Annotated in this window: 17 protein-coding genes; 8 read left to right on the forward strand and 9 right to left on the reverse strand. The window is 71.0% G+C overall.

Annotation, left to right across the window (positions count from 1 at the left end; all coding sequences use genetic code 11):
- The 3 genes from IEQ44_RS08715 to IEQ44_RS08725 form a co-directional block, all read right to left on the reverse strand.
- Complete coding sequence (locus IEQ44_RS08715; protein WP_193638070.1) at positions 1–1092, reverse strand: winged helix DNA-binding domain-containing protein; 1092 nt, start codon at positions 1090–1092, stop codon at positions 1–3.
- A gap of 2 nt (positions 1093–1094) precedes the next feature.
- The gene (locus IEQ44_RS08720; RefSeq protein ID WP_193638071.1) at positions 1095–2273 is read right to left on the reverse strand and encodes a thiolase family protein; all 1179 of its coding nucleotides are present in this window, start codon (positions 2271–2273) and stop codon (positions 1095–1097) included.
- Positions 2274–2339: 66 nt separating this feature from the next.
- Positions 2340–3026 (reverse strand): nitroreductase, encoded by a 687-nt coding sequence (locus IEQ44_RS08725; protein ID WP_193638072.1) that lies wholly within the window; start codon positions 3024–3026, stop codon positions 2340–2342.
- Positions 3027–3107: 81 nt separating this feature from the next.
- Between IEQ44_RS08725 and IEQ44_RS08730 the strand changes: the two genes are divergently transcribed.
- Positions 3108–3686 (forward strand): TetR/AcrR family transcriptional regulator, encoded by a 579-nt coding sequence (locus IEQ44_RS08730; protein ID WP_193638073.1) that lies wholly within the window; start codon positions 3108–3110, stop codon positions 3684–3686.
- Here IEQ44_RS08730 and IEQ44_RS08735 read toward each other — a convergent pair.
- Complete coding sequence (locus IEQ44_RS08735) at positions 3680–4285, reverse strand: rhomboid family intramembrane serine protease (protein ID WP_193638074.1); 606 nt, start codon at positions 4283–4285, stop codon at positions 3680–3682. The genes IEQ44_RS08730 and IEQ44_RS08735 overlap by 7 nt on opposite strands.
- A 51-nt stretch (positions 4286–4336) precedes the next feature.
- On the opposite strand from IEQ44_RS08735, the gene IEQ44_RS08740 reads away from it, so the two are divergent.
- Both IEQ44_RS08740 and icmF read left to right on the forward strand, forming a co-directional pair.
- Positions 4337–4882: a MarR family winged helix-turn-helix transcriptional regulator gene (locus tag IEQ44_RS08740; protein WP_193638075.1), complete on the forward strand. Its 546-nt coding sequence runs from the start codon at positions 4337–4339 to the stop codon at positions 4880–4882.
- Positions 4883–5056: 174 nt separating this feature from the next.
- A complete protein-coding gene (icmF, locus tag IEQ44_RS08745) occupies positions 5057–8308 on the forward strand; it encodes a fused isobutyryl-CoA mutase/GTPase IcmF (protein WP_193638076.1) in 3252 nt (1083 codons plus the stop codon).
- Between the two features lie 5 nt (positions 8309–8313).
- On the opposite strand, the gene IEQ44_RS08750 is transcribed toward icmF, so the two are convergent.
- Together IEQ44_RS08750 and IEQ44_RS08755 are read right to left on the reverse strand one after the other, a co-directional pair.
- Complete coding sequence (locus IEQ44_RS08750; RefSeq protein WP_193638077.1) at positions 8314–8985, reverse strand: TetR/AcrR family transcriptional regulator; 672 nt, start codon at positions 8983–8985, stop codon at positions 8314–8316.
- Positions 8986–9016: 31 nt separating this feature from the next.
- Complete coding sequence (locus IEQ44_RS08755; protein WP_193638078.1) at positions 9017–10390, reverse strand: MFS transporter; 1374 nt, start codon at positions 10388–10390, stop codon at positions 9017–9019.
- Positions 10391–10498: 108 nt separating this feature from the next.
- Here IEQ44_RS08755 and IEQ44_RS08760 point away from each other — a divergent pair, with 108 nt between their 5' ends.
- The 5 genes from IEQ44_RS08760 (at position 10499) to IEQ44_RS08780 (ending at position 16077) form a co-directional block, all read left to right on the forward strand.
- Positions 10499–11716, forward strand: coding sequence for an acetyl-CoA C-acetyltransferase (locus tag IEQ44_RS08760; RefSeq protein WP_193638079.1), 1218 nt, complete (start codon positions 10499–10501; stop codon positions 11714–11716).
- 137 nt (positions 11717–11853) lie between these two features.
- Complete coding sequence (locus IEQ44_RS08765; RefSeq protein ID WP_193638080.1) at positions 11854–13428, forward strand: class I adenylate-forming enzyme family protein; 1575 nt, start codon at positions 11854–11856, stop codon at positions 13426–13428.
- A gap of 12 nt (positions 13429–13440) precedes the next feature.
- Positions 13441–14052 (forward strand): TetR/AcrR family transcriptional regulator, encoded by a 612-nt coding sequence (locus IEQ44_RS08770; protein WP_193638081.1) that lies wholly within the window; start codon positions 13441–13443, stop codon positions 14050–14052.
- A gap of 29 nt (positions 14053–14081) precedes the next feature.
- Complete coding sequence (locus IEQ44_RS08775; RefSeq protein WP_193638082.1) at positions 14082–15254, forward strand: acyl-CoA dehydrogenase family protein; 1173 nt, start codon at positions 14082–14084, stop codon at positions 15252–15254.
- 43 nt (positions 15255–15297) lie between these two features.
- Entirely contained in the window at positions 15298–16077 is a 780-nt protein-coding gene (locus tag IEQ44_RS08780) for an SDR family NAD(P)-dependent oxidoreductase (RefSeq protein ID WP_193638083.1), read from the forward strand.
- Between the two features lie 87 nt (positions 16078–16164).
- Here IEQ44_RS08780 and IEQ44_RS08785 read toward each other — a convergent pair whose 3' ends face one another.
- The 3 genes from IEQ44_RS08785 to IEQ44_RS08795 are packed head-to-tail and all read right to left on the reverse strand — an operon-like array spanning position 16165 to position 19049.
- Positions 16165–16983, reverse strand: a complete 819-nt coding sequence (locus IEQ44_RS08785; RefSeq protein ID WP_193638084.1) for an ABC transporter ATP-binding protein — start codon at positions 16981–16983, stop codon at positions 16165–16167.
- Positions 16980–17765 carry an ABC transporter ATP-binding protein gene (locus tag IEQ44_RS08790; RefSeq protein WP_319804581.1) on the reverse strand — a complete coding sequence of 262 codons (786 nt, stop codon included), beginning with the start codon at positions 17763–17765 and terminating at the stop codon, positions 16980–16982. The genes IEQ44_RS08785 and IEQ44_RS08790 overlap by 4 nt, the downstream gene beginning before the upstream one ends.
- Positions 17766–17819: 54 nt before the next feature.
- Entirely contained in the window at positions 17820–19049 is a 1230-nt protein-coding gene (locus IEQ44_RS08795; RefSeq protein WP_227487179.1) for an ABC transporter substrate-binding protein, read from the reverse strand.
- Positions 19050–19123: the final 74 nt, after the last annotated feature.

Genomic DNA, 19123 nt, shown 5'->3' on the forward strand with positions numbered 1-19123 from the left:
TCAGGGGTTCACCCAGGGGTGCTCGGCGAAGAGACGCTCCAGGGTGGCGAGCTGGCGCGGTGAGTGCGGCGCGAACTCGGTGAGCACCAGCTTGCGCCGACCCGCGGAGCCGGTGCGCGTCCACGTGCCGACGACGCGACCGCCCCGCACCACCGACTTCTTGAAGACCCCGTTGTTGCCCGGCACCAACGCCTCGTGCTCGGACTGGCTCATCGCGAAGAGGCGGTCGCCGTAGCCCAGCACGAACTCGTCGAAGCCGGGCAGCAGCAGTGGCGCCGCGGAGGCCCGACCGACGGCGGCCACCTCGTCGAGCAGGCCCGGACGCCAGTAGCGCGCCTCACCGTCGGTCGTGGCGGCGTCGGACTCCAGGTCGTCGGCGACGAGCGCGAGGGCGGCGCGGATCTCCTTCATCGGGAGCTTGGCCCACCACGAGAAGTCGCGCACGGTCGCCGGACCGTGGGTCGTCAGGTAGCGGCGGAGCAGCTCGGCCACCGCAGCCACCCGGTCGGAGTTGAAGCGCGCCTCGAGGGTGCGCCCCTCGGGCAGCCAGCGCTCGGCCAGCACGACGTCCTGGTCCTTGCCGTTCCACGGGCCGTAGCAGAGCGTCGTCTCGTGGATCAGGGCACTGAGCAGGTGGTAGCCCTTGCCGGCATCGCTGCCGGGGCCGGCCTCGTCCCATCGGGCGAAGAGGGTGGCGCGCGAGGCCGGGCCGTCGGCCAGCACCTCATGGGCCAACGCGCGCGCCCGGTCGACGTCGCTCTCGTCGAGCCCCAGCTGCGAACGGCGTTGCTGGGCGGCCCTGGCAGCCGGGCCGGCGCAGAGCTCGGTCACCCAGGTGACGTCCTCGGCGGCCATCAGGAAGACGGTGCCGCGCATCGGGTAGCCGCGCACGAGACGCCCCGCGTCGAGGTCCTCGACGACCGCCGCGGCGCTGCGCTCCGGCGTACGCAACGCCGCCGACGCGATGGCACCCGGCAGGTCCTGGCCCTGCATCGCCCCGAACGCGCGCACCGCGTCGGCCGGCGTCGCCCAAGGACGGGTGATGAGCCCCTGGGCGACGAGGCGCTGACGAGCGAGCGCGGCGTCGGGCATGGTCAGACCCGGCGGAAGAGCGCGGCCAGCGCCTGGCCGCCACCGATGCACATCGTGACGATGCCGGTCTCGAGGTCGCGGCGGACCATGTCCTTGGCGATGCGCACGGTCAGGATCGCACCGGTGGCGCCGACCGGGTGGCCCAGGGCGATCGCGCCGCCGTAGGGGTTGACCTGCTCGGGGGTGAAGCCCATGTCGCGGCGCACGGCCACGGCCTGGGAGGCGAAGGCCTCGTTGAGCTCGACGGTGTCGATGTCGGAGGCCTTGAGCCCGGTCTTCTCGAGCAGCTGGCTGATCGCGCCGCACGGGGCGTAGCCCATGAGCTTGGGGTCCATCGCCGAGGTGGCAACGGCCTCGAGCGCCACGAGCGGCTTCAGGCCGCGCTCGGCGGCAGCCGACTCCTTGGCCAGCACGACGGCCGCGGCGCCGTCGTTGATGCCGGAGGCGTTGCCGGCGGTGACCGAGCCGTCCTTGCGGAAAGCGGGACGCAGCTTGGCGAGGGTCTCAACCGTGGTGTCGGGCTTGGGGTGCTCGTCGACCTCGACGGTGTAGGGCTTGCGGCCCTGCACCTCGAAGGCCACGATCTCCTCGGCGAAGGCAGCCTTGGCCTCGGCGGTCGCGGCGCGACGCTGCGACTCGGCGGCGAACTCGTCCTGCTCGGCGCGGGAGACGCCGTACTTGTCCGCGACGTTCTCGGCGGTGACGCCCATGTGGATGCCGCTGAAGGGGTCGGTCAGCATGAGGACGGTGCCGTCCTTGAGCTCGCGGTCGCCCAGGCGGTAGCCGGTGCGGGCACCGAAGTCGTAGAACGGCATCCGCGACATCGACTCGTTGCCACCTGCGACGGTGAAGTCGAGGTCGTTCCACTGCATCTGCTGGGCGGCCGACCAGATCGCCTGGAGGCCCGAGCCGCAGAGGCGGTTGACGGTGAAGGCCGGCACGCTCTCCGGCAGGCCGGCGGCCATGCCCACGCGACGCGCGTTGTAGGCGTCCGGGCCGACCTGGCCGATGCAGCCGGTGACGACCTCTGAGATGTCGGTGCCCTCGACCCCGGCGCGACGCATGGCCTCGACGGTGGCTGCGGCGCCCAGCTCGAAGCCGGGCACGTCCTTGAAGACGCCACCGAACGAGCCGGTGGGGGTGCGGGCGCCGTCGACGACGACGATGCGGTCGGTGGACATGGAGACTCCTGGCGGGACGGGGCTCGGACTGACCGGCGGACCGGCCGGGAGCCGACGTTACCGCTCTCAGTCGCGCAGGTGCTGCACGACCTCACCCAGCGGAGCGCGCGACGTGCGGAAGGCGTTGACGGGGTCGGTCTCGTCCTCGAGACCGAAGGAGACCGCGCAGACCACCTGCCGGTCGGCCGGCAGGTCGAGGAAGTCGCGCACCACGTCGGAGTACATCGCGATCGCCCCCTGGGCGATGGCCCCGATGCCGCGCTCGGCGAGCAGCATCATGAAGGTGGTCAACCAGCCGCCGCAGTCCAGGACGCCGTACGTCCCCAGCTCGGCGTCCGTGGTCAGCACCAGCACGTGGGGGGCACCGAAGAACTCGAAGTTCTTGAAGGACTGCAACGCCCGGGCGTCACGGTCGGCGCGCTCGATGCCCAACGCGTCGTAGAGGGCGTAGCCCGACTCGCGGCGTCGCTCGGCGTGCGTGCCCGCGTAGACGGGCAGTCCGAGGTCGGCGGTCTGCTGCTGTGTGAAGACCGCCTCGCCGAGCGTCTTGGAGAAACGGTCGCGCGCCGCCCCGGAGAGCACGTGCACCTGCCAGGGCTGGGTGTTGCACCACGACGGCGAGCGCTGCGCGCGGGTCAGCACGTCGTCGATGACCTCCTGGGGCAGCTCCTCGGGCCGGAAGGCGCGGGCGCTGTGGCGCGTGGCCAGCAGCTCGGAGAAGGAGGCGGCAGGAGTCTGGTCGTCATGGGGCACGTCGCAAGTGTGACCCCTGCCCCACGCGGGCCTCTACGATGGCCGCCAGACCGTCGCCGGCCAGGGCAGGGGTGAGTGGCCATGTCCACGCGTGAACGCATCGTCGAGGCAGCCTTCGAGCTCTTCGAGGAGCAGGGCTTCGAGACCACCACCGTCGACGAGGTGGTCGAGCGCGCCGGCGTCGAGCGCGAGGACTTCTTCCGGCACTTCCGCGCCAAGGAGGACGCCGTCCTGCCGGCCCACGCGGAGATGCTGCGCGTCCTCGAGGACCGCCTGGCCCTCGACGACCCCCTCGCCGACCGCGTCACCCAGGCCGCCCGCACCGTGCTGGACCACTTCCTGGCCGAGGGAGACCGTGCGCGGGCCCGTCACCGGCTCGCGGGTCACGTGCCCCTCATCCGCGCCCGGGAGACCGACGTCGAGCGCAGCTACCGACGTGCGTTCTTCGCTGCGATCACCGCCGACCTGGGCGACCACGCCGCGGCCGAGCTGGAGGCCGAGCTGGTCGCCAGTGCCGTGGTCACCGGCCACAACGTCGTCCTGAAGCGGTGGTTGCGCGGCGTCACCGACAGCCCCGTCGCGGAGTTCGAGCACGCCATGGCCCGGGCCACCGCGCCGTTGCGCGGGGAGGCGCAGGCCTACGCCCGGCAGGCTCAGTAGACCGAGCGGGGCTGGCGTCGCACGGGCTTGTCCAACCACCAGGCCGCGAGGCCGCCTCCGACGGCGCCGAAGAGGTGCATCTGCCACGAGATCCCCGGCGTGCCGGGCAGCACTCCCCACAGCACCGAGCCGTAGACCAGGAAGACCACGACCCCCAGCAGGATCTGCCACGGGCGCCTGCTCACCACGCCCCGGATCACCAGGTAGACCAGGTAGCCGAAGAGGAGGCCCGAGGCGCCGATGTGCACCGACCCCCAGCCGCCGACCAGCCAGGTGCCCACGCCGGAGACGAGCCAGATCGTGACCGTGACCGCCACCCACCGCGAGAGCCCGTTGAGGGCGACCAGGAACCCCAGCACCAGCAACGGCACGGTGTTGTTGGCCAGGTGCGGGAAGCCGGAGTGCAGCAGGGGCGCGAAGAGGACGCCCATGAGTCCGTCGGAGGAACCGGGCCGCACCCCCAGGCGGTCGGTCTGGTTGAGCAGCAGCAGGTCGATGACCTCCAGCACCCACAACAGGCCCACGAACCCACCGCTCAGCACCGCCGCGCCCTGCCACCGTGGGCGCGGGCGTACGGGTCGGGGGTCGTAGTACTGCACGTCGCCACGGTACGGGGGTCGCCCCACCCGGGGTCGCACTACTCTTCCTCCATGCCCGCCTCGATCCCGGACCCGCGCCCCGGGCCGAGCTCCGACCCGGTGGCGGACCCGATCTCCGAGGCGCGGCGCCAGTGGATCGCGCACGGGTGGACCGACGCCGCCGACGGGATGGCGATGGTGACGTCGCTGGTGCGCGCCCACCAGCTGCTGATGGAGCGCATCGATGCGGTGCTGCGCCCGCTCGATCTCTCCTTCGCGCGCTACGAGGTGCTCCGGCTGCTCGCCTTCACCCGGTCGGGGGCGATGCCGATGACCCGGCTCGGCTCGTTGCTGCAGGTGCACCCCACCAGCGTCACCAGCGCGGTCGGGCGCCTGGTGAAGCAGGGGTTCGCCGCGCGGGAGCGGGGCCCGCACGACGGTCGGGTGGTGCTCGCCTCGATCACACCCGCGGGCCGCGACGTGGTCGACCTGGCCACCGAGCGACTCAACGCCGAGCTCTTCGCCGCACCGGGGATCAGCGTGGGCGAGACCGCACAGCTGACCGCGCTGCTCGGCGCGCTGCGGGCCGCCTCCGGCGACGACGTCCCCCACGACTGACCCCTGCCGAGCGCGCGCGGGGCCACTCGTGCGGAAGTTCGCCGTCGCGTGGACTCCCCACGCCGGGCGTCGCGCAATCCTGGTCCGAACTTCCGCCGGTGTGGCCCTTTCGCAAATTGCTAGGACATCCTAGGATCTAGTTACTAGGACATCCAACTAATCTCGGAGCACCCGATGGACCAGCCGACCCCGCCGCAGCGGACCGAGCTCCACGTGCCGCACCACCCGGTGCGGATCGTCACCGCCTCGAGCCTTTTCGACGGCCACGACGCCTCGATCAACATCATGCGGCGGATCCTGCAGAGCCAGGGGTGCGAGGTGGTGCACCTGGGCCACAACCGGTCGGTGCAGGAGGTCGTCGACGCCGCCCTCGAGGAGGACGCCCAAGGGGTCGCGGTCTCGTCCTACCAGGGCGGCCACGTGGAGTACTTCACCTACCTCGTCGAGCAGCTGCGGGCGGCGGGCGCCGACCACGTCCGGGTCGTGGGTGGGGGTGGCGGGGTGATCGTGTCCGAGGAGATCGCCAGGCTCCGCGAGGTCGGGGTGACGATCTTCTCCCCCGCCGACGGCCAGCGCATGGGGCTGGTCGGCATGGTCAACTCCGTGGTCGAGGCCTGCGACTTCGACCCGTGGCAGCTCCGGCCGGCGACGGTCCAGGCGGTGCTGGCCGGCGACCGCAGCGCCGTGGCGCGTGCCCTCACCGGCGCCGAGACCGGGCGGCTCGACGACGACTTCCTCGCGGAGGTCCGGCGGGCCGCGGCGGCGAGCCCGGCCGTGGTCCTCGGGGTCACGGGCACGGGCGGGTCGGGCAAGTCGAGCCTGACCGACGAGCTCGTGCGCCGCTTCCGCGTCGACCAGGCCGACAAGCTCCGCATCGCCGTGGTGGCGGTCGACCCGACGCGCCGCAAGGGAGGTGGGGCGCTGCTGGGCGACCGGATCCGCGCCAACGCCCTCGACCCCGGCCACACCTTCTTCCGGTCGTTGGCCACCCGCGGCGCCCACGAGGTGCCCGCGCACCTGGCCGACGTCATCGACGTGGTCAAGGCCGCCGGCTTCGACCTGGTGGTCGTGGAGACGCCGGGCATCGGCCAGGGCGACGCCGCGATCGTGCCCTTCGTCGACACCTCGCTCTACGTGATGACGCCCGACTTCGGCGCCGCCTCACAGCTGGAGAAGATCGACATGCTCGACTTCGCCGAGACCGTGGCGATCAACAAGTTCGAGCGTCGTGGCGCCCGCGACGCGCTGCGCGACGTGGGCCGGCAGATGGTGCGCAACCGGGAGGCCTTCGGCTCCTCCCCCGAGGAGATGCCGGTCTTCGGCACCAGCGCCGCGACCTTCAACGACGACGGCGTCACGGCGCTCTACCAGCACCTGCGCGACCAGCTCGCCGGCCTCGGACTGCCGGTCTCCGAGGGCCACCTCGCGCCGGTGACCGTGCGCCACTCCTCCGGGATCCGCCAGGTGGTGCCCAACGATCGGGTCCGCTACCTCGCGGAGATCGCCGAGACCGTGCGGTCCTACCACCGCTGCACCGAGAAGCAGGCCGAGGCGGCGCGCCGGGTCCAGCGCCTCGACGCCGTGGCCCGCGAGCTCGAGCAGGCGGGGCACGACGCCGCCGGGGTGGGCGTGCTGCTGGAGCAGGCCCGGCGTGACCTGGCGCCCGAGGTCGCCGACCAGATCGACGCGTGGCCGTCGGTCGTGGAGGCGTACTCCGGCGACGAGCAGGTGGTGCGAGTCCGCGACCAGGAGATCGTCACCCGGCTGACGCGCGAGTCGTTGAGCGGCACCAAGGTCCCCCGCGTCGCCCTCCCCCGCTTCACCGACCACGGCGACCTGGTGACCTTCCTGCGCTCGGAGAACCTGCCCGGCCACTACCCCTTCACCGCCGGCGTCTTCGCCTTCAAGCGCGACAACGAGGACCCGGCGCGGATGTTCGCGGGAGAGGGCGACCCCTTCCGCACCAACCGCCGCTTCAAGCTGCTCTCGGCCGACGGCGAGGCGACCCGGCTCTCGACCGCCTTCGACTCCGTCACCCTCTACGGCCGCGACCCCGACCCACGCCCCGACGTCTACGGCAAGGTCGGCACCTCCGGCGTCTCGGTGGCCACCCTCGATGACATGAAGGCGCTCTACGACGGCTTCGACCTGGTCGACCCGTCGACGAGCGTCTCGATGACGATCAACGGCCCGGCTCCGACCGTGCTCGCCTTCTTCCTCAACACCGCGATCGACCAGCAGGTCGAGCGGTTCCGCGAGCGCGAGGGACGCGAGCCGTCCGCCGAGGAGCAGGCGGAGCTGCGGGCGTACGCCCTCGCCAACGTCCGCGGGACCGTGCAGGCCGACATCCTCAAGGAGGACCAGGGCCAGAACACCTGCCTCTTCTCCACCGAGTTCAGCCTGCGGATGATGGCCGACATCCAGGAGTGGTTCATCGCCGAGAAGGTCCGCAACTTCTACTCGGTGTCGATCTCGGGCTACCACATCGCCGAGGCCGGGGCGAACCCCATCAGCCAGCTCGCCTTCACCCTCGCCAACGGCTTCACCTACGTCGAGGCCTACCTGGCGCGCGGCATGGCGATCGACGACTTCGCGCCCAACCTGTCGTTCTTCTTCTCCAACGGCATGGACCCGGAGTACTCCGTGATGGGCCGCGTCGCCCGCCGGATCTGGGCGGTCACGATGAAGGAGAAGTACGGCGCCGGCGAGCGCAGCCAGAAGCTGAAGTACCACGTGCAGACCTCAGGCCGGTCGTTGCACGCGCAGGAGATGGACTTCAACGACATCCGCACCACGCTGCAGGCGCTGATCGCGATCTACGACAACGCCAACTCGCTGCACACCAACGCCTACGACGAGGCCGTCACCACCCCGACGGAGGAGTCGGTGCGCCGGGCGCTGGCGATCCAGCTGATCATCAACCGCGAGTGGGGCCTGGCGATGAACGAGAACCCGCTGCAGGGCTCGTTCGTCATCGACGAGCTGACCGACCTGGTCGAGGCCGCGGTGCTGGAGGAGTTCGACCGGATCAACGAGCGTGGCGGCGTGCTGGGGGCCATGGAGACCGGCTACCAGCGCGGCCGCATCCAGGACGAGTCGATGCTCTACGAGCACCGCAAGCACGACGGCTCGCTGCCGATCATCGGCGTCAACACCTTCCTGCCGCCCGACGGCCGCGAGGCACCGGGGCCGGTCCAGCTCGCCCGCGCCACCGAGGCCGAGAAGGAGTCGCAGCTGCGCCGGGTGCGAGAGTGGCAGGCCGCCCACGCCTCCGAGGCGACCGAGGCGCTGGCCCGGCTGAAGGAGGCCGCGGTCAACGGCGACAACGTCTTCGCCGTGCTGATGGACGCCGCCCGGGTCTGCACGCTGGGCCAGGTGACCCAGGCGTTCTTCGAGGTGGGCGGTGAGTACCGGCGCAACGTCTGAGGCAGTCAGGGGGTGTGCGGACCGGTGATCCAGAGGGCGTTGGCCCACAGGCGCGTGGTCACCTCGACCAGGTCGTCCAGTGGGACGGGGTCCTCCAGGACGTAGGCGGAGAAGGCGACGCGGCTCACCATGGCCGACAGAGCCTTCGAAGCGAGCTCGGGGTCGAGCGCGGGATCGGCGACCCCTTCGGCCTGGAGCCGGCGGATCGCCGCGGCGTTGCGTTCGATGAATCGGTGGGCGCGCATCGAGCGCAGCTTCTGGAAGTGAGGGTCACTGACCGCGGCCTGCTCGAAGCAGCGCATCACCAGAGCGTGGCGCTGGTAGGACTCGAGGTAGGAGCGGTTGGCGCTCCGGATCTGGTCCAGCGGGTCCGAGGACGGTGCCGCGTCGCGGTCCCCGTGGAGCATGTCGTCCTCGACCAGGGCGAGGACCGCCTCGAAGATGTCCTCCTTGCCGTTGAAGTAGGTGTAGAGCGTGCCCGACGCGCAGCCGGCCTCGGCCGGGATGTCGCTGAGGCGGACGTTTAGGTAGCCGTCGCGCTCGAAGATGCGCCGCGCCGCAGCGACCAGGGCGCTCCTCGTACGCTCCCCGCGCGTGGTCCGCGGACGCTTGGGTCCAGCGTCCCCGACACCGGCCTCCCGCGACTCGCTCCTGTCGGTGTCGTCGGAGTGCTCCACCTGACGTTACCTCCCCTTGTGCCGTGGTTGCCTACGACTGTGCCGTGGTCGTCGAGGACGCCTCGGGGACGGCGTGGCCGCGCGAGCCCGCCCTCCCGACGCGTCGGCGCCCCGTCCGGAGCAGGACCAGGCCCGCCGCCGGCAGGAGCGCCAGGACCAACAGGCTAGTCGAGACACTGGCCACGGCGCTGACGCCGGCGACCACGGCCGACCCGAGGCTCCCGCCGACCATGAAGACGAGCATGGCGACGCCGAGAGCGACGCCGCGCACCTCGGGCTCCACGGCACTGCTGACCGCGGCCATCATCGCCGGCTGACCCACCCCGAACGCGACGCCCAGCACGACCACCGAGAGTCCCAGGAGCGGGGCCGACACGACCTGGCTGCCCAGGGCTGCCACCAGCAGCGCTCCGGCGGCGATGACGGCGGCTAGCCCCAGTGTCCAACGAGCCCCTCGCCGCTGGAGCAGCGGCGCCGCGCGGCCGGGGACCATGAAGGCGACCACGGCACTGGGCACCAGGAGCAGGCCCACGTCCCACGGGGTCCATCCCTCCTCGACCAGCACGGTGGGCACAGCCACGAGGAGCGCGAACCAGCACGCCGGGATCGACGCCGCGGCGAGGGCGGACCGCACGACCCGGCCGTTGGTGATGACGGACCGCGGCAGGAAGCCGTGGGGGTGGCGTCGGACCCTGAGGGCGACCAACGGAGTGCCCACCAGGAGCAGGGTCACCCCGAGCAGGGCCACGCCAGGCCCGGACGAGGGTGACTGGACCAGCAGTACGAGACCACCCGAGGCGGCAGCCAGCAGCACCGCCCCGAGGGGGTCGATGCGGGCGCCGGAACCCTCGCGGCCGAGCGTGTGCCACACGAAGGGGATGACGAGGAAGCCGAGGGCAGGAAGCGCCATCACTCCCCGCCAGCCGGCGACCGCGTCGACGGCGCCCCCGATGAGCGGGCCCAGGCAGCTGACGGCAGCCGTCATCGCGGCCAACCGGCCCAGGGCCAGCGCCCTGACCCCGTCTCCGTAGCGGCCGGTGATCACGGCCACCCCGAGGGTCGGCACCGCTGCCGCACCGACACCCTGCAGCACCCGCCCGACCATGAGCACGGCAAAGGTCGGAGCGGCCGCAGACGCCAGGGACCCGATCGTCATCAGCCCCACGCCGACGAGCAGTGGCGTACGCACACCGACGACGTCGGCCACGCGGCCGTAGACCGCGGTGGAGACGCCGTAGAGGAGCAGGTAGCCACTGATCGTCCAGGCAGCCACCCCGACGGAGACCCCGAGATCCTCTCCGACCAGGACGAGCACCACGGCGACCGAGGAGGAGCCCAGAGCCCCCAACCCCATGAGGAGTCCCAGCAGGAGGGCAACGCGGCGCGAGTCGTCGGGAGGTGTCACCAGCGGACAGTAACCTCCGCGCGGAGAACTTTCAACGTTAGTGTTGACGCAGCCGCGGGCGCGTGCCCAGAATGGCCCCGCCCACCCCCACTCGAGCCAGAGGTCCCCATGCCTGAAGCAGTCATCGTCTCCACCGCCCGCACCCCGATCGGCCGAGCCTTCAAGGGCTCCCTGGCCCAGATGCGTCCCGACGACCTGACCGCCGTGGCGGTCCGGGCGGCGCTCGCCAAGGTGCCCGAGCTCGACCCCACCGAGGTCGAGGACCTGATCCTCGGAGTGGGCCTGCCCGGCGGGGAGTCGGGCTTCAACATGGCCCGGATGGTCTCGATCCTCATGGGCATGGACCACCTGCCCGGCACCACGGTCAACCGCTACTGCTCCTCGAGCCTGCAGTCCACACGGATGGCCCTCCACGCCATCCGCGCCGGCGAGGGTGACGTCTTCATCTCGGCCGGGGTCGAGACCGTGAGCCGGTCCACCAAGGGGCACAGCGACAACCTGCCGGACACCGAGAACCCCGTCTTCGCCGCCGCGGCCGCCCGGACCGACGAGCGGGTCGCCGCCGGTCGGCCGTGGACCGACCCTCGAGACTCCGGCGACCTGCCCGACGCCTACATCTCGATGGGCCTCACCGCCGAGAACGTCGCCGAGACCTACGGCGTGAGCCGCGCCGACCAGGACGCCTTCGCGGTGCGCAGCCAGAACCTCACCGAGCAAGCGCAGGCCGCCGGCTTCTGGGCGCGCGACCTTGTGCCCGTGCAGCTGCCCGACGGCGGGGTGGCCGACCGCGACGACAGCCCGCGCGCCGGCGTGACCATGGAGTCGGTGGGGGCACTGGAGCCCGTCTTCCGCCCCGGCGGCAGCGTGACCGCCGGCAATGCCTGCCCCCTCAACGACGGGGCGGCAGCCCTGGTGATCATGTCGGACACCAAGGCACGCGAGCTGGGCCTCACCCCGCTCGCGCGCATCGTGTCGACGGCCGTCAGCGGGCTCTCCCCCGAGATCATGGGCATGGGACCGGTCGAGGCCTCGCGCCGCGCCCTGGCCCGCGCAGGCCTGGGCGTCGACGACATCGACCTCTTCGAGATCAACGAGGCGTTCGCCGCCCAGGTCATCGCCTCCGGGCGCGAGCTGGGCCTGGACTTCGACCGCCTCAACGTGCACGGCGGAGCGATCGCCGTCGGCCACCCCTTCGGGATGACCGGCGCCCGCATCGCCTCCACCCTGGTCAACGGCCTGCAGGTCAAGGACAAGCAGTTCGGACTGGAGACGATGTGCGTGGGCGGCGGCCAGGGCATGGCCATGATCGTCGAGCGCCTCTCCTGACCTCCCGGCGCCCGCGAGACGCTCGCGGGCGCCGGCACTGGTGCATCGTCCAACTTGACATTGACATCAAGTTCAATTCGGCCTAGCGTTCCCGTGACGGCTGTCACACCCCCACTGCGCCGCAAGAAGGAGCCCCCGTGTCCTCCCACCACCCCCTCGTTACCGGGATCGAGTCCTGGGCCGACCGCACGCCCGATGCCACCGCGGTCATCGAGAAGGACCGGACCGTGACCTACGCCGCCCTCCGCGAGGGCTCCCGGCGCGTCGCCGGCGCGCTCGCCTCCCTCGGCATCGACAAGGGCGCGCGCCTCACCTACCTCGGCAAGAACTCGGTCGAGCAGGTCGAGCTCACCACGGGCGCCGGCATGCTCGGCGCCGTGGCCGTGCCGGTCAACTGGCGCCTCAGCACCCGCGAGGTCGCGTCACTGGTCACCCACATGGAGGCGACCGTCCTGGTGGTCCAGGCCGGGCTCCTGGACCTGGGACGGGACGTCGTGCCCCAGTGCCCGACCGTCGACCACGTGGTCGTGGTCGGCGACGGCGCGGAGGGCGCCGAGCTGGAGTGGACCGCTTGGCGCGACTCGGCCGCCCCCCTCGCCCCGGAGGACTACGCCGAGCTGGCCGACGACGACGTCGCCGCCCAGCTCTACACCTCGGGCACCTCCGGCAACCCCAAGGGCGTCATGCTCGGCGTCGCCGGGATGCGAGCCACCGTGGCCTTCCTCCACGACGCCTGGGCCCTGGGCCAGGACGCCGTGCTGATGCCCGTGCTGCCCTGGTTCCACGTGGGCGGCATCGGCGCAGCGGCGGGAGCCCTGCACACCGGTGGCGCCATCGTCGCGCAGAACGAGGTCTCCGGCGGCGACATCATCGACGCCGTCGAGCGCCACGGCGTCACCTCCATGGTCGTCGCGCCCGTCATGATCCAGGGCGTCTGCGCCCACCCCTCGGCCCGGACGGCCGACCTCTCCTCCCTCAAGCTGGTCTCCTACGGCGCCTCCCCCATCAGCCCGACGCTGCTGCGAGAGTTCCTGGACCTGCTTCCCGACACCACGATCGTCCAGATCTACGGCATGACGGAGACCTGGGGCACGATCACGTTGCTCGACGGGGCCGCCCACCACGACGCCGACCACCCCGAGCGCCTCCAGTCCGCCGGTCGCGCCATCAACCACCTCGAGATCCAGCTGCGAGACCCCTTCATCGGCGCCCCCGTGGCGGCGGGAGAGGTGGGCGAGGTCTGGGTGAAGTACGTCGGCACCATGCTGGGCTACTTCAAGCAGCCGGAGCTGACCGCCGAGGTGTTCTCCGACGACGGCTACATGCGCACCAACGACCTGGGCTGGCAGGACGAGGGCGGCTTCCTCTTCCTCTGCGACCGGGTCGGGGACATGATCGTCTCCGGCGGGGAGAACATCTTCCCCACGGAGGTCGAGGACGTCATCGCCTCCCACCCGCAGGTGGCCGAGGTCGCGGTGGTCGGCGTCGCGCACCCGAAGTGGGGCGAGACCCCCAAGGCGTACGTCGTGCCGACGGCCGGCACGACCCTCGAGCCCGACGCCGTCATCGAGCACGCGCGCGCCAACCTCGCGCACTACAAGTGCCCCACCTCCGTCGAGGTCGTGGAGTCACTCCCCCGCAACCCGTCCGGCAAGCTGCTGCGCCGGGTGCTGCGGAGCGCAGCCTCCGACTCCGCCGCCGCCCCTGCATGACGTGGACGCCCGGTGACTGTCGAGGCCCGCGAGCCGCGCACCCCTCGCGGATGGGCCCGCCGTGAGCAGGTGCTCCGAGCGGGGCAGAAGGTCTTCGAACGGACCAGCTACTACGAGGTGAGGGTGGCCGACATCGCCACGGAGGCCAAGGTCTCGCACGGCACCTTCTACACCTACTTCACCTCGAAGGACGACGTGCTGATGGCCCTGGTCGACGAGCTCGTCGACGTCTCCCTCGCCGTCTCGTCACAGCCCCTGACCCCGGGAGCGGCCCCGGCACAGCAGTTGACCGAGACCATCACCAGCTTCATGCACACCTACCGGGACAACGCCGGCATGCACCGGGTGCTCGAGCAGGTGGCCGCGAGCAACCCGGACTTCATGGCCTACCGACGCCGCGTCCGTCAGCGCTACATCGAGCGGATCGAGGCAACCATCAGGGTCTGGCAGGACCGAGGGGTCGGGGATCCCTCCCTCGACCCCCGCCACGGCGCGGAGGCGCTCGGCGGCATGGTCGCCGACGTCGCCTTCGCCCGCTACGTCCTGCAGGAGCCCCTCGACGAGCAGACGGCGATCGACACGCTCTCCCGGATCTGGCGCAAGGCCGTCGGCGTCCCTGAATGACCCATTCCCCATCCCCCCCGAGGAACTCCATGAAGTCGCCCGCCCCCTACACCTCCCCCTGGATGCGTCCCGACGACGTCGCCGACACCGCCGACCTGGCCCGCGCCTTCTTCGCGAAGGAGGTGACCCCGCACCGACTGCGGTTCGCCGACCAGCACCAGGTGGACCGTGAGACCTGGCGCAGGGCGGGAGAGGCCGGCTTGTTGCTGGTGAGCATCCCCGAGGAGTACGGCGGCGGTGGCGGATCCTTCGCGCACGAGGCCGCAGTCCTGTGGGAGCAGTGCCGATCGGGTGACGACGCCCTGGGCTACGGCATCCACTCCACGATCGTGGCGCACTACCTCAACGCCTTCGGCACCGAGGAGCAGAAGCGTCGGTGGCTGCCGCGGATGGCCACGGGCGAGCTCGTCGCCGCCCTCGGGATGACCGAGCCGGGCACGGGGTCGGACCTGCAGGCCGTCACCACGACCGCCCGACGCGACGGCGACCACTACGTCGTCAACGGGTCCAAGACCTTCATCACCAACGGGGGCCACGCCGACCTCGTCCTGCTCGTGGCCCGCACGGGCGGCGAGGGCGCAGGAGGCATCTCCCTGGTGGTCGTCGAGGTGACCGACGCCGACGGCCACGACGTCGCGGGGTTCGAGCGCGGCAGGGTGCTGCGCAAGATCGGCCAGCACGGCCAGGACACCCGCGAGCTCTCGTTCATCGACCTGCGGGTCCCGGTCTCCCACCTCCTCGGCGAGGCAGAGGGCCAGGGCTTCTACCAGATGATGCAGCAGCTCCCGCAAGAACGGCTCGTCATCGGCATCAGTGCCGTCGCCTTCGCCGAGACGGCCGTCGAGGAAGCCGTGCGCTACGTCAAGGAACGCCAGGTCTTCGGCAAGCAGGTCATCGACTACCAGAACACGCAGTTCGTGCTCGCCGAGTGCTCGACCGACGTGCTGGTCGCCCGCACCTTCCTCGACCACTGCGTGGCGCTCCATCTGGAGGGGCGCCTGGACCCCGTCACGGTCTCCCGGCTCAAGTACTGGTCGACCGACATGCAGTGCACCGTCATCGACCGCTGCCTCCAGCTCTTCGGCGGCTACGGCTACGTCACCGAGTACCCCATCGCCCAGCTGTACGCGGGGGCCCGCGTGCAGAAGATCTACGGCGGCACCAACGAAATCATGAAGGTCCTGATCGCCCGGTCGCTCTGACCGGTCCGATCGCGCAGGACCGCACTCCACGAAAGGACCCTCCATGACCACCCCCCAGACCGACCCGCTCTCCCGGCCCGTCGCCTTCGTCACCGGTGGCACCGGTGGCATCGGCGCCGCAACGTGCCGGGCCCTGGCCCGCGACGGGCACGACGTCGTCCTCACCTACCACTCCAACACCGCGAAGGCCGAGCAGCTCGTCTCCGAGCTCGAGAGCGCCGGCGCCCGGGCCGAGGCCGTCCGCCTGGACCTGACCGACGCCGAGGCAGTCACCGTCGAGGTCGAGCGGGTCGTCGCCGACCTCGGCGACCTGAAGACGGTCGTCCACGCGAGCGGCCCCTTCGTGGACCAGATCTACATCAGTCAGCTGGAGCCCGCGAAGTTCACCTCCCACGTCGACGCCGAGCTCAACGCCTTCTTCCACGTGGTGCGTGCGAGTCTTCCGTCCCTGCGGCGGACGGCCGGATCGATCACGGCCGTGACGAGCGTCGCGGTGCGCCGGTTCCCGGTCAAGGACATCCTGTCGGGAGCGCCGAAGGGTGGCATCGAGGTGATCGTGCGCGGCGTGGCCCGCGAGGAGGGCAAGTTCGGCATCCGCGCCAACTCGGTGGCGCCCGGCGTCGTCGAGGACGCGATGGGCGTGGCCCTGATCGAGAGCGGCAACTTCGACCCGGCCTCGATCGAGATCACCAAGCGTCTCACCCCGCTGCAGCGCTTCGGCCTGTCCCACGAGATCGCCGAGGTGGTGGCCTTCCTGGCCTCCGACCGGGCCAGCTACGTCAGCGGCCAGACCATCGACGTCGACGGCGGCTACAACACCTGACGCAGCAGGACCTGCCACGGCAGGCACGACGAAGGGCCGGTCAGCCACCGCTGACCGGCCCTTAGTCGTCCGTGCGTGCCGGGGACCTCAGTGACCTGCGAGCAGGTCGCTGGCCCCCCGGGCACCGAGGTAGGCCTCGATCACCTTCGGGTCCTGCTGGACGTCGGCCGGCAGACCGGAGGAGACGACCTGACCGAAGTCGAGCACCGTGACGTGGTCGGCCAGGCGCATCACCATGCCCATGTCGTGCTCCACCAGCAGCAGGGTGATGCCCATGTCGTCGCGGATGGTGCGCATCAGCGCAGCCATCCGCGCCGTCTCGGTGGAGTTCATCCCCGCGACGGGCTCGTCGAGCAGCAGGACCTGCGGCTCCATGCAGAGCGCGCGGCCGATCTCAACCCGCTTGCGGTCACCGTAGGAGATGTCGCCTCCCCCGTGGTCCAGCAGGTGGTCGAGACCGACCAGACGGGCGACCTCCTCCACGTGCGCCACCTGGGCGGCCGCCTCACGCCTGGCCCGCGGGAGTGCGAGGCCGGCGCTGAGCCAACCCGCACGGGTCTGCACGTGCCGACCCAGCAGGAGGTTCTGGCGCACCGTGAGGTCGGCGAAGACGGCCAGGTTCTGGAAGGTCCGGGCCATGCCGGCCTTGGCGATGCGGTCGGCGGACCAGCCGTCGATCCGTTCGCCGTTGAGGACGACCTCGCCACCCGAGGTGCGCACCATCCCGGAGATGGCGTTGAAGAAGGTCGTCTTGCCGGCACCGTTGGGACCGATCACCGCGTGGATCGTGTGGCGCTCGACGTCGAGGGAGACGCCCCTCAGGGCGTGCACCCCGCCGAAGGTGACGTCGACGTCACGCAGCTGGAGGGCGGTGGTGCCCTGCTGGGGACGGTCTTCAGCACTCATGCCTGCTCCTTCGTTCCGTCGCCGAGGCCCTGCCCGGCGACTGCAGCGGCGTCCAACGCCTCCTCGGCACCCTGACCGAGGTAGAGACGGCGGACCTCGTCGCTGTCGCGGAGCTCCGGTCCGGGGCCGTGCAGGCTGACCCGCCCGTTCTCCAGCACGTAGGCGTAGTCCGCCATGCTCAGCGCCATCGACGCGTTCTGCTCGACGAGGACCACGGTGGTCCCCTCCTGGTTGATGCGTCGCACCACGTCGGCGACGTCGTCGACGATCTTGGGCGCCAGACCGAGCGAGGGCTCGTCCAGCAGCAGGACCTTCGGGTTGGCCATGAGGGCCCGTCCGATGGCCAGCATCTGCTGCTGGCCACCCGAGAGGAGACCTGCGTGCTCCCGCAGGCGGCCCGACAGGTCGGGGAAGAGCTCCAGGACGTGGTCCTGCTGCGTCTTCTGGTCCGCGCGTGATCGGAGGAAGCCTCCGACACGCAGGTTCTCCTCGACCGTGAGGCGTCCGAAGATCCCTCGTCCCTCGGGAGCCTGGATGAGGCCCCGTCCGACGATGCGGTCGGCCCGGGTGCGCACCAGGTTGAGCCCGTCCCAGTCGATGGACCCTCCGGTGACGACGCCGTTGAAGGCGTTCAGCACGTTGGAGATGGCTCGCAGCAGGGTTGTCTTGCCGGCGCCGTTGCTGCCCAGGACGGTGACGAGCTGGCCGTCCTCGACCGTGAGGTCGACGCCACGCAGCCCTTCGGCCACGCCGCCGTAGGTGACTTCAAGTCCTTTGACCACCAACACTGCTCTGCTCCTGCTCTTCTGGCTCCGTCGGGACGAGGGATCGGCCGGTCAGAGGTCGTTCTTGACGACGAGGTCGCTGACGAACGGCTCCTGGACCTCGGTGAAACCGGTCGTGGCGCTGCTGTCGGGCTGCAGGATGCTGACCTCCAGCGACTGCGACTTGCCCTCACCCCGGGTGAAGTCGAGCTCCGACATCATGCCGTCGGTCTCCAGGCTGTCGATGCCGGCGAACGCGTCGGCCACGCTCTCGCGGGTGATCTCGCCGTCCTCGCACCCGGACTCGAGGACCCGGCCGAAGACCTCGGCCTGGGCGTAGCCGAGCATGAGGCCGAAGTTGGGCTCACCCTCGCCGTACTTCTCGAAGGCCGCCCGCACCTCGGCGGCACCCTCGCTCTCGTTGTCCCACGCGGCGAAGGGGGAGGCGAAGTAGGAGTTCTTCTCGAAGATCTCCTTCGAGGCGCCCTCGAGCAGCGACTCGTCGAAGTTGCCCGGCGACGGGGAGAGGATCGCCGGCTCGAGTCCCTGGGAGGCCGCGGTCGAGGCGAACCCGCCGAGGTGCGCGGTGCCGATCGCAGCCATCACGATCTTGGCGTCCTCCTTCTTGAAGGCGCGGACCGGTGCGGTGAAGTCGGAGTCGGTGACCTGCATCTTCTGCTCCACGAGGTTGAGGCCGTACTCCTCGGCGACCATCTCCATGCCGGTGAGCACGCCCTCGAAGATGCCGTCGTAGCGCAGGAGTGCGATGGTGTCGCCCTCCTTGAGGCCACGCTCCTTCACGACCCACTCGGTCAGGGCCACGGCGTTGACCTCGTAGGTGGCGCCGGGCAGGAAGACGGTCTCGTTGCCCTCGAGGAGGAACTCGTCCCAGGCGTAGGACGAGGCGAGCACCTTGTCCTGGTTCAGCGACGGCGCCACCGCGAGCATCGGGCCGGAGCCGAGGATCGACTGCACGCCGAGCACCTGGTTCTCCAGCTCGCGGTAGATGGTCACGGCGTCCTGGGTGTTGTTCTTGTGGTCGCGGACGACGAGCTCGACGTCCCGGCCGCACACGCCGCCGTCGTCGTTGACGGCGTCGACCCAGAGCTGGGAACCCGCCAGGTACTTCTTGCCCACGGGTCCCCAGGGACCGGTGAGGTCGGTGATGTGTCCGAGCTTGATGGTGTCCTCGGTGACACCGGGTGCGTCGGCAGAGCCGCCGTCGGTGTTGCTGCAGGCGGCGAGGCTGGCGGCGGTGACGAGGGCCAGGGCAACGGCTCCGGCGGTACGCATGGGCTTCATGGGTCCTACTTCCTTCTGCTGACGGGGTGTGGGGTGGTGCGGGTTCTGGTGGGACGGGCGGGTGGTCCGGGACC

This window comes from Nocardioides malaquae (assembly GCF_015070385.1).
Classification (GTDB): domain Bacteria; phylum Actinomycetota; class Actinomycetes; order Propionibacteriales; family Nocardioidaceae; genus Nocardioides; species Nocardioides malaquae.

What these genes read in the sequence shown, in the direction of transcription:
- IEQ44_RS08715 (WP_193638070.1), bottom strand. Translation starts at nt 1,092, where the DNA reads ATGCCCGACGCCGCGCTCGCTCGTCAGCGCCTCGTCGCCCAGGGGCTC.
- IEQ44_RS08720 (WP_193638071.1), bottom strand. Translation starts at nt 2,273, where the DNA reads ATGTCCACCGACCGCATCGTCGTCGTCGACGGCGCCCGCACCCCCACC.
- IEQ44_RS08730 (WP_193638073.1), top strand. Translation starts at nt 3,108, where the DNA reads ATGTCCACGCGTGAACGCATCGTCGAGGCAGCCTTCGAGCTCTTCGAG.
- IEQ44_RS08740 (WP_193638075.1), top strand. Translation starts at nt 4,337, where the DNA reads ATGCCCGCCTCGATCCCGGACCCGCGCCCCGGGCCGAGCTCCGACCCG.
- icmF (WP_193638076.1), top strand. Translation starts at nt 5,057, where the DNA reads ATGGACCAGCCGACCCCGCCGCAGCGGACCGAGCTCCACGTGCCGCAC.
- IEQ44_RS08760 (WP_193638079.1), top strand. Translation starts at nt 10,499, where the DNA reads ATGCCTGAAGCAGTCATCGTCTCCACCGCCCGCACCCCGATCGGCCGA.
- IEQ44_RS08775 (WP_193638082.1), top strand. Translation starts at nt 14,082, where the DNA reads ATGAAGTCGCCCGCCCCCTACACCTCCCCCTGGATGCGTCCCGACGAC.
- IEQ44_RS08780 (WP_193638083.1), top strand. Translation starts at nt 15,298, where the DNA reads ATGACCACCCCCCAGACCGACCCGCTCTCCCGGCCCGTCGCCTTCGTC.
- IEQ44_RS08785 (WP_193638084.1), bottom strand. Translation starts at nt 16,983, where the DNA reads ATGAGTGCTGAAGACCGTCCCCAGCAGGGCACCACCGCCCTCCAGCTG.
- IEQ44_RS08795 (WP_227487179.1), bottom strand. Translation starts at nt 19,049, where the DNA reads ATGAAGCCCATGCGTACCGCCGGAGCCGTTGCCCTGGCCCTCGTCACC.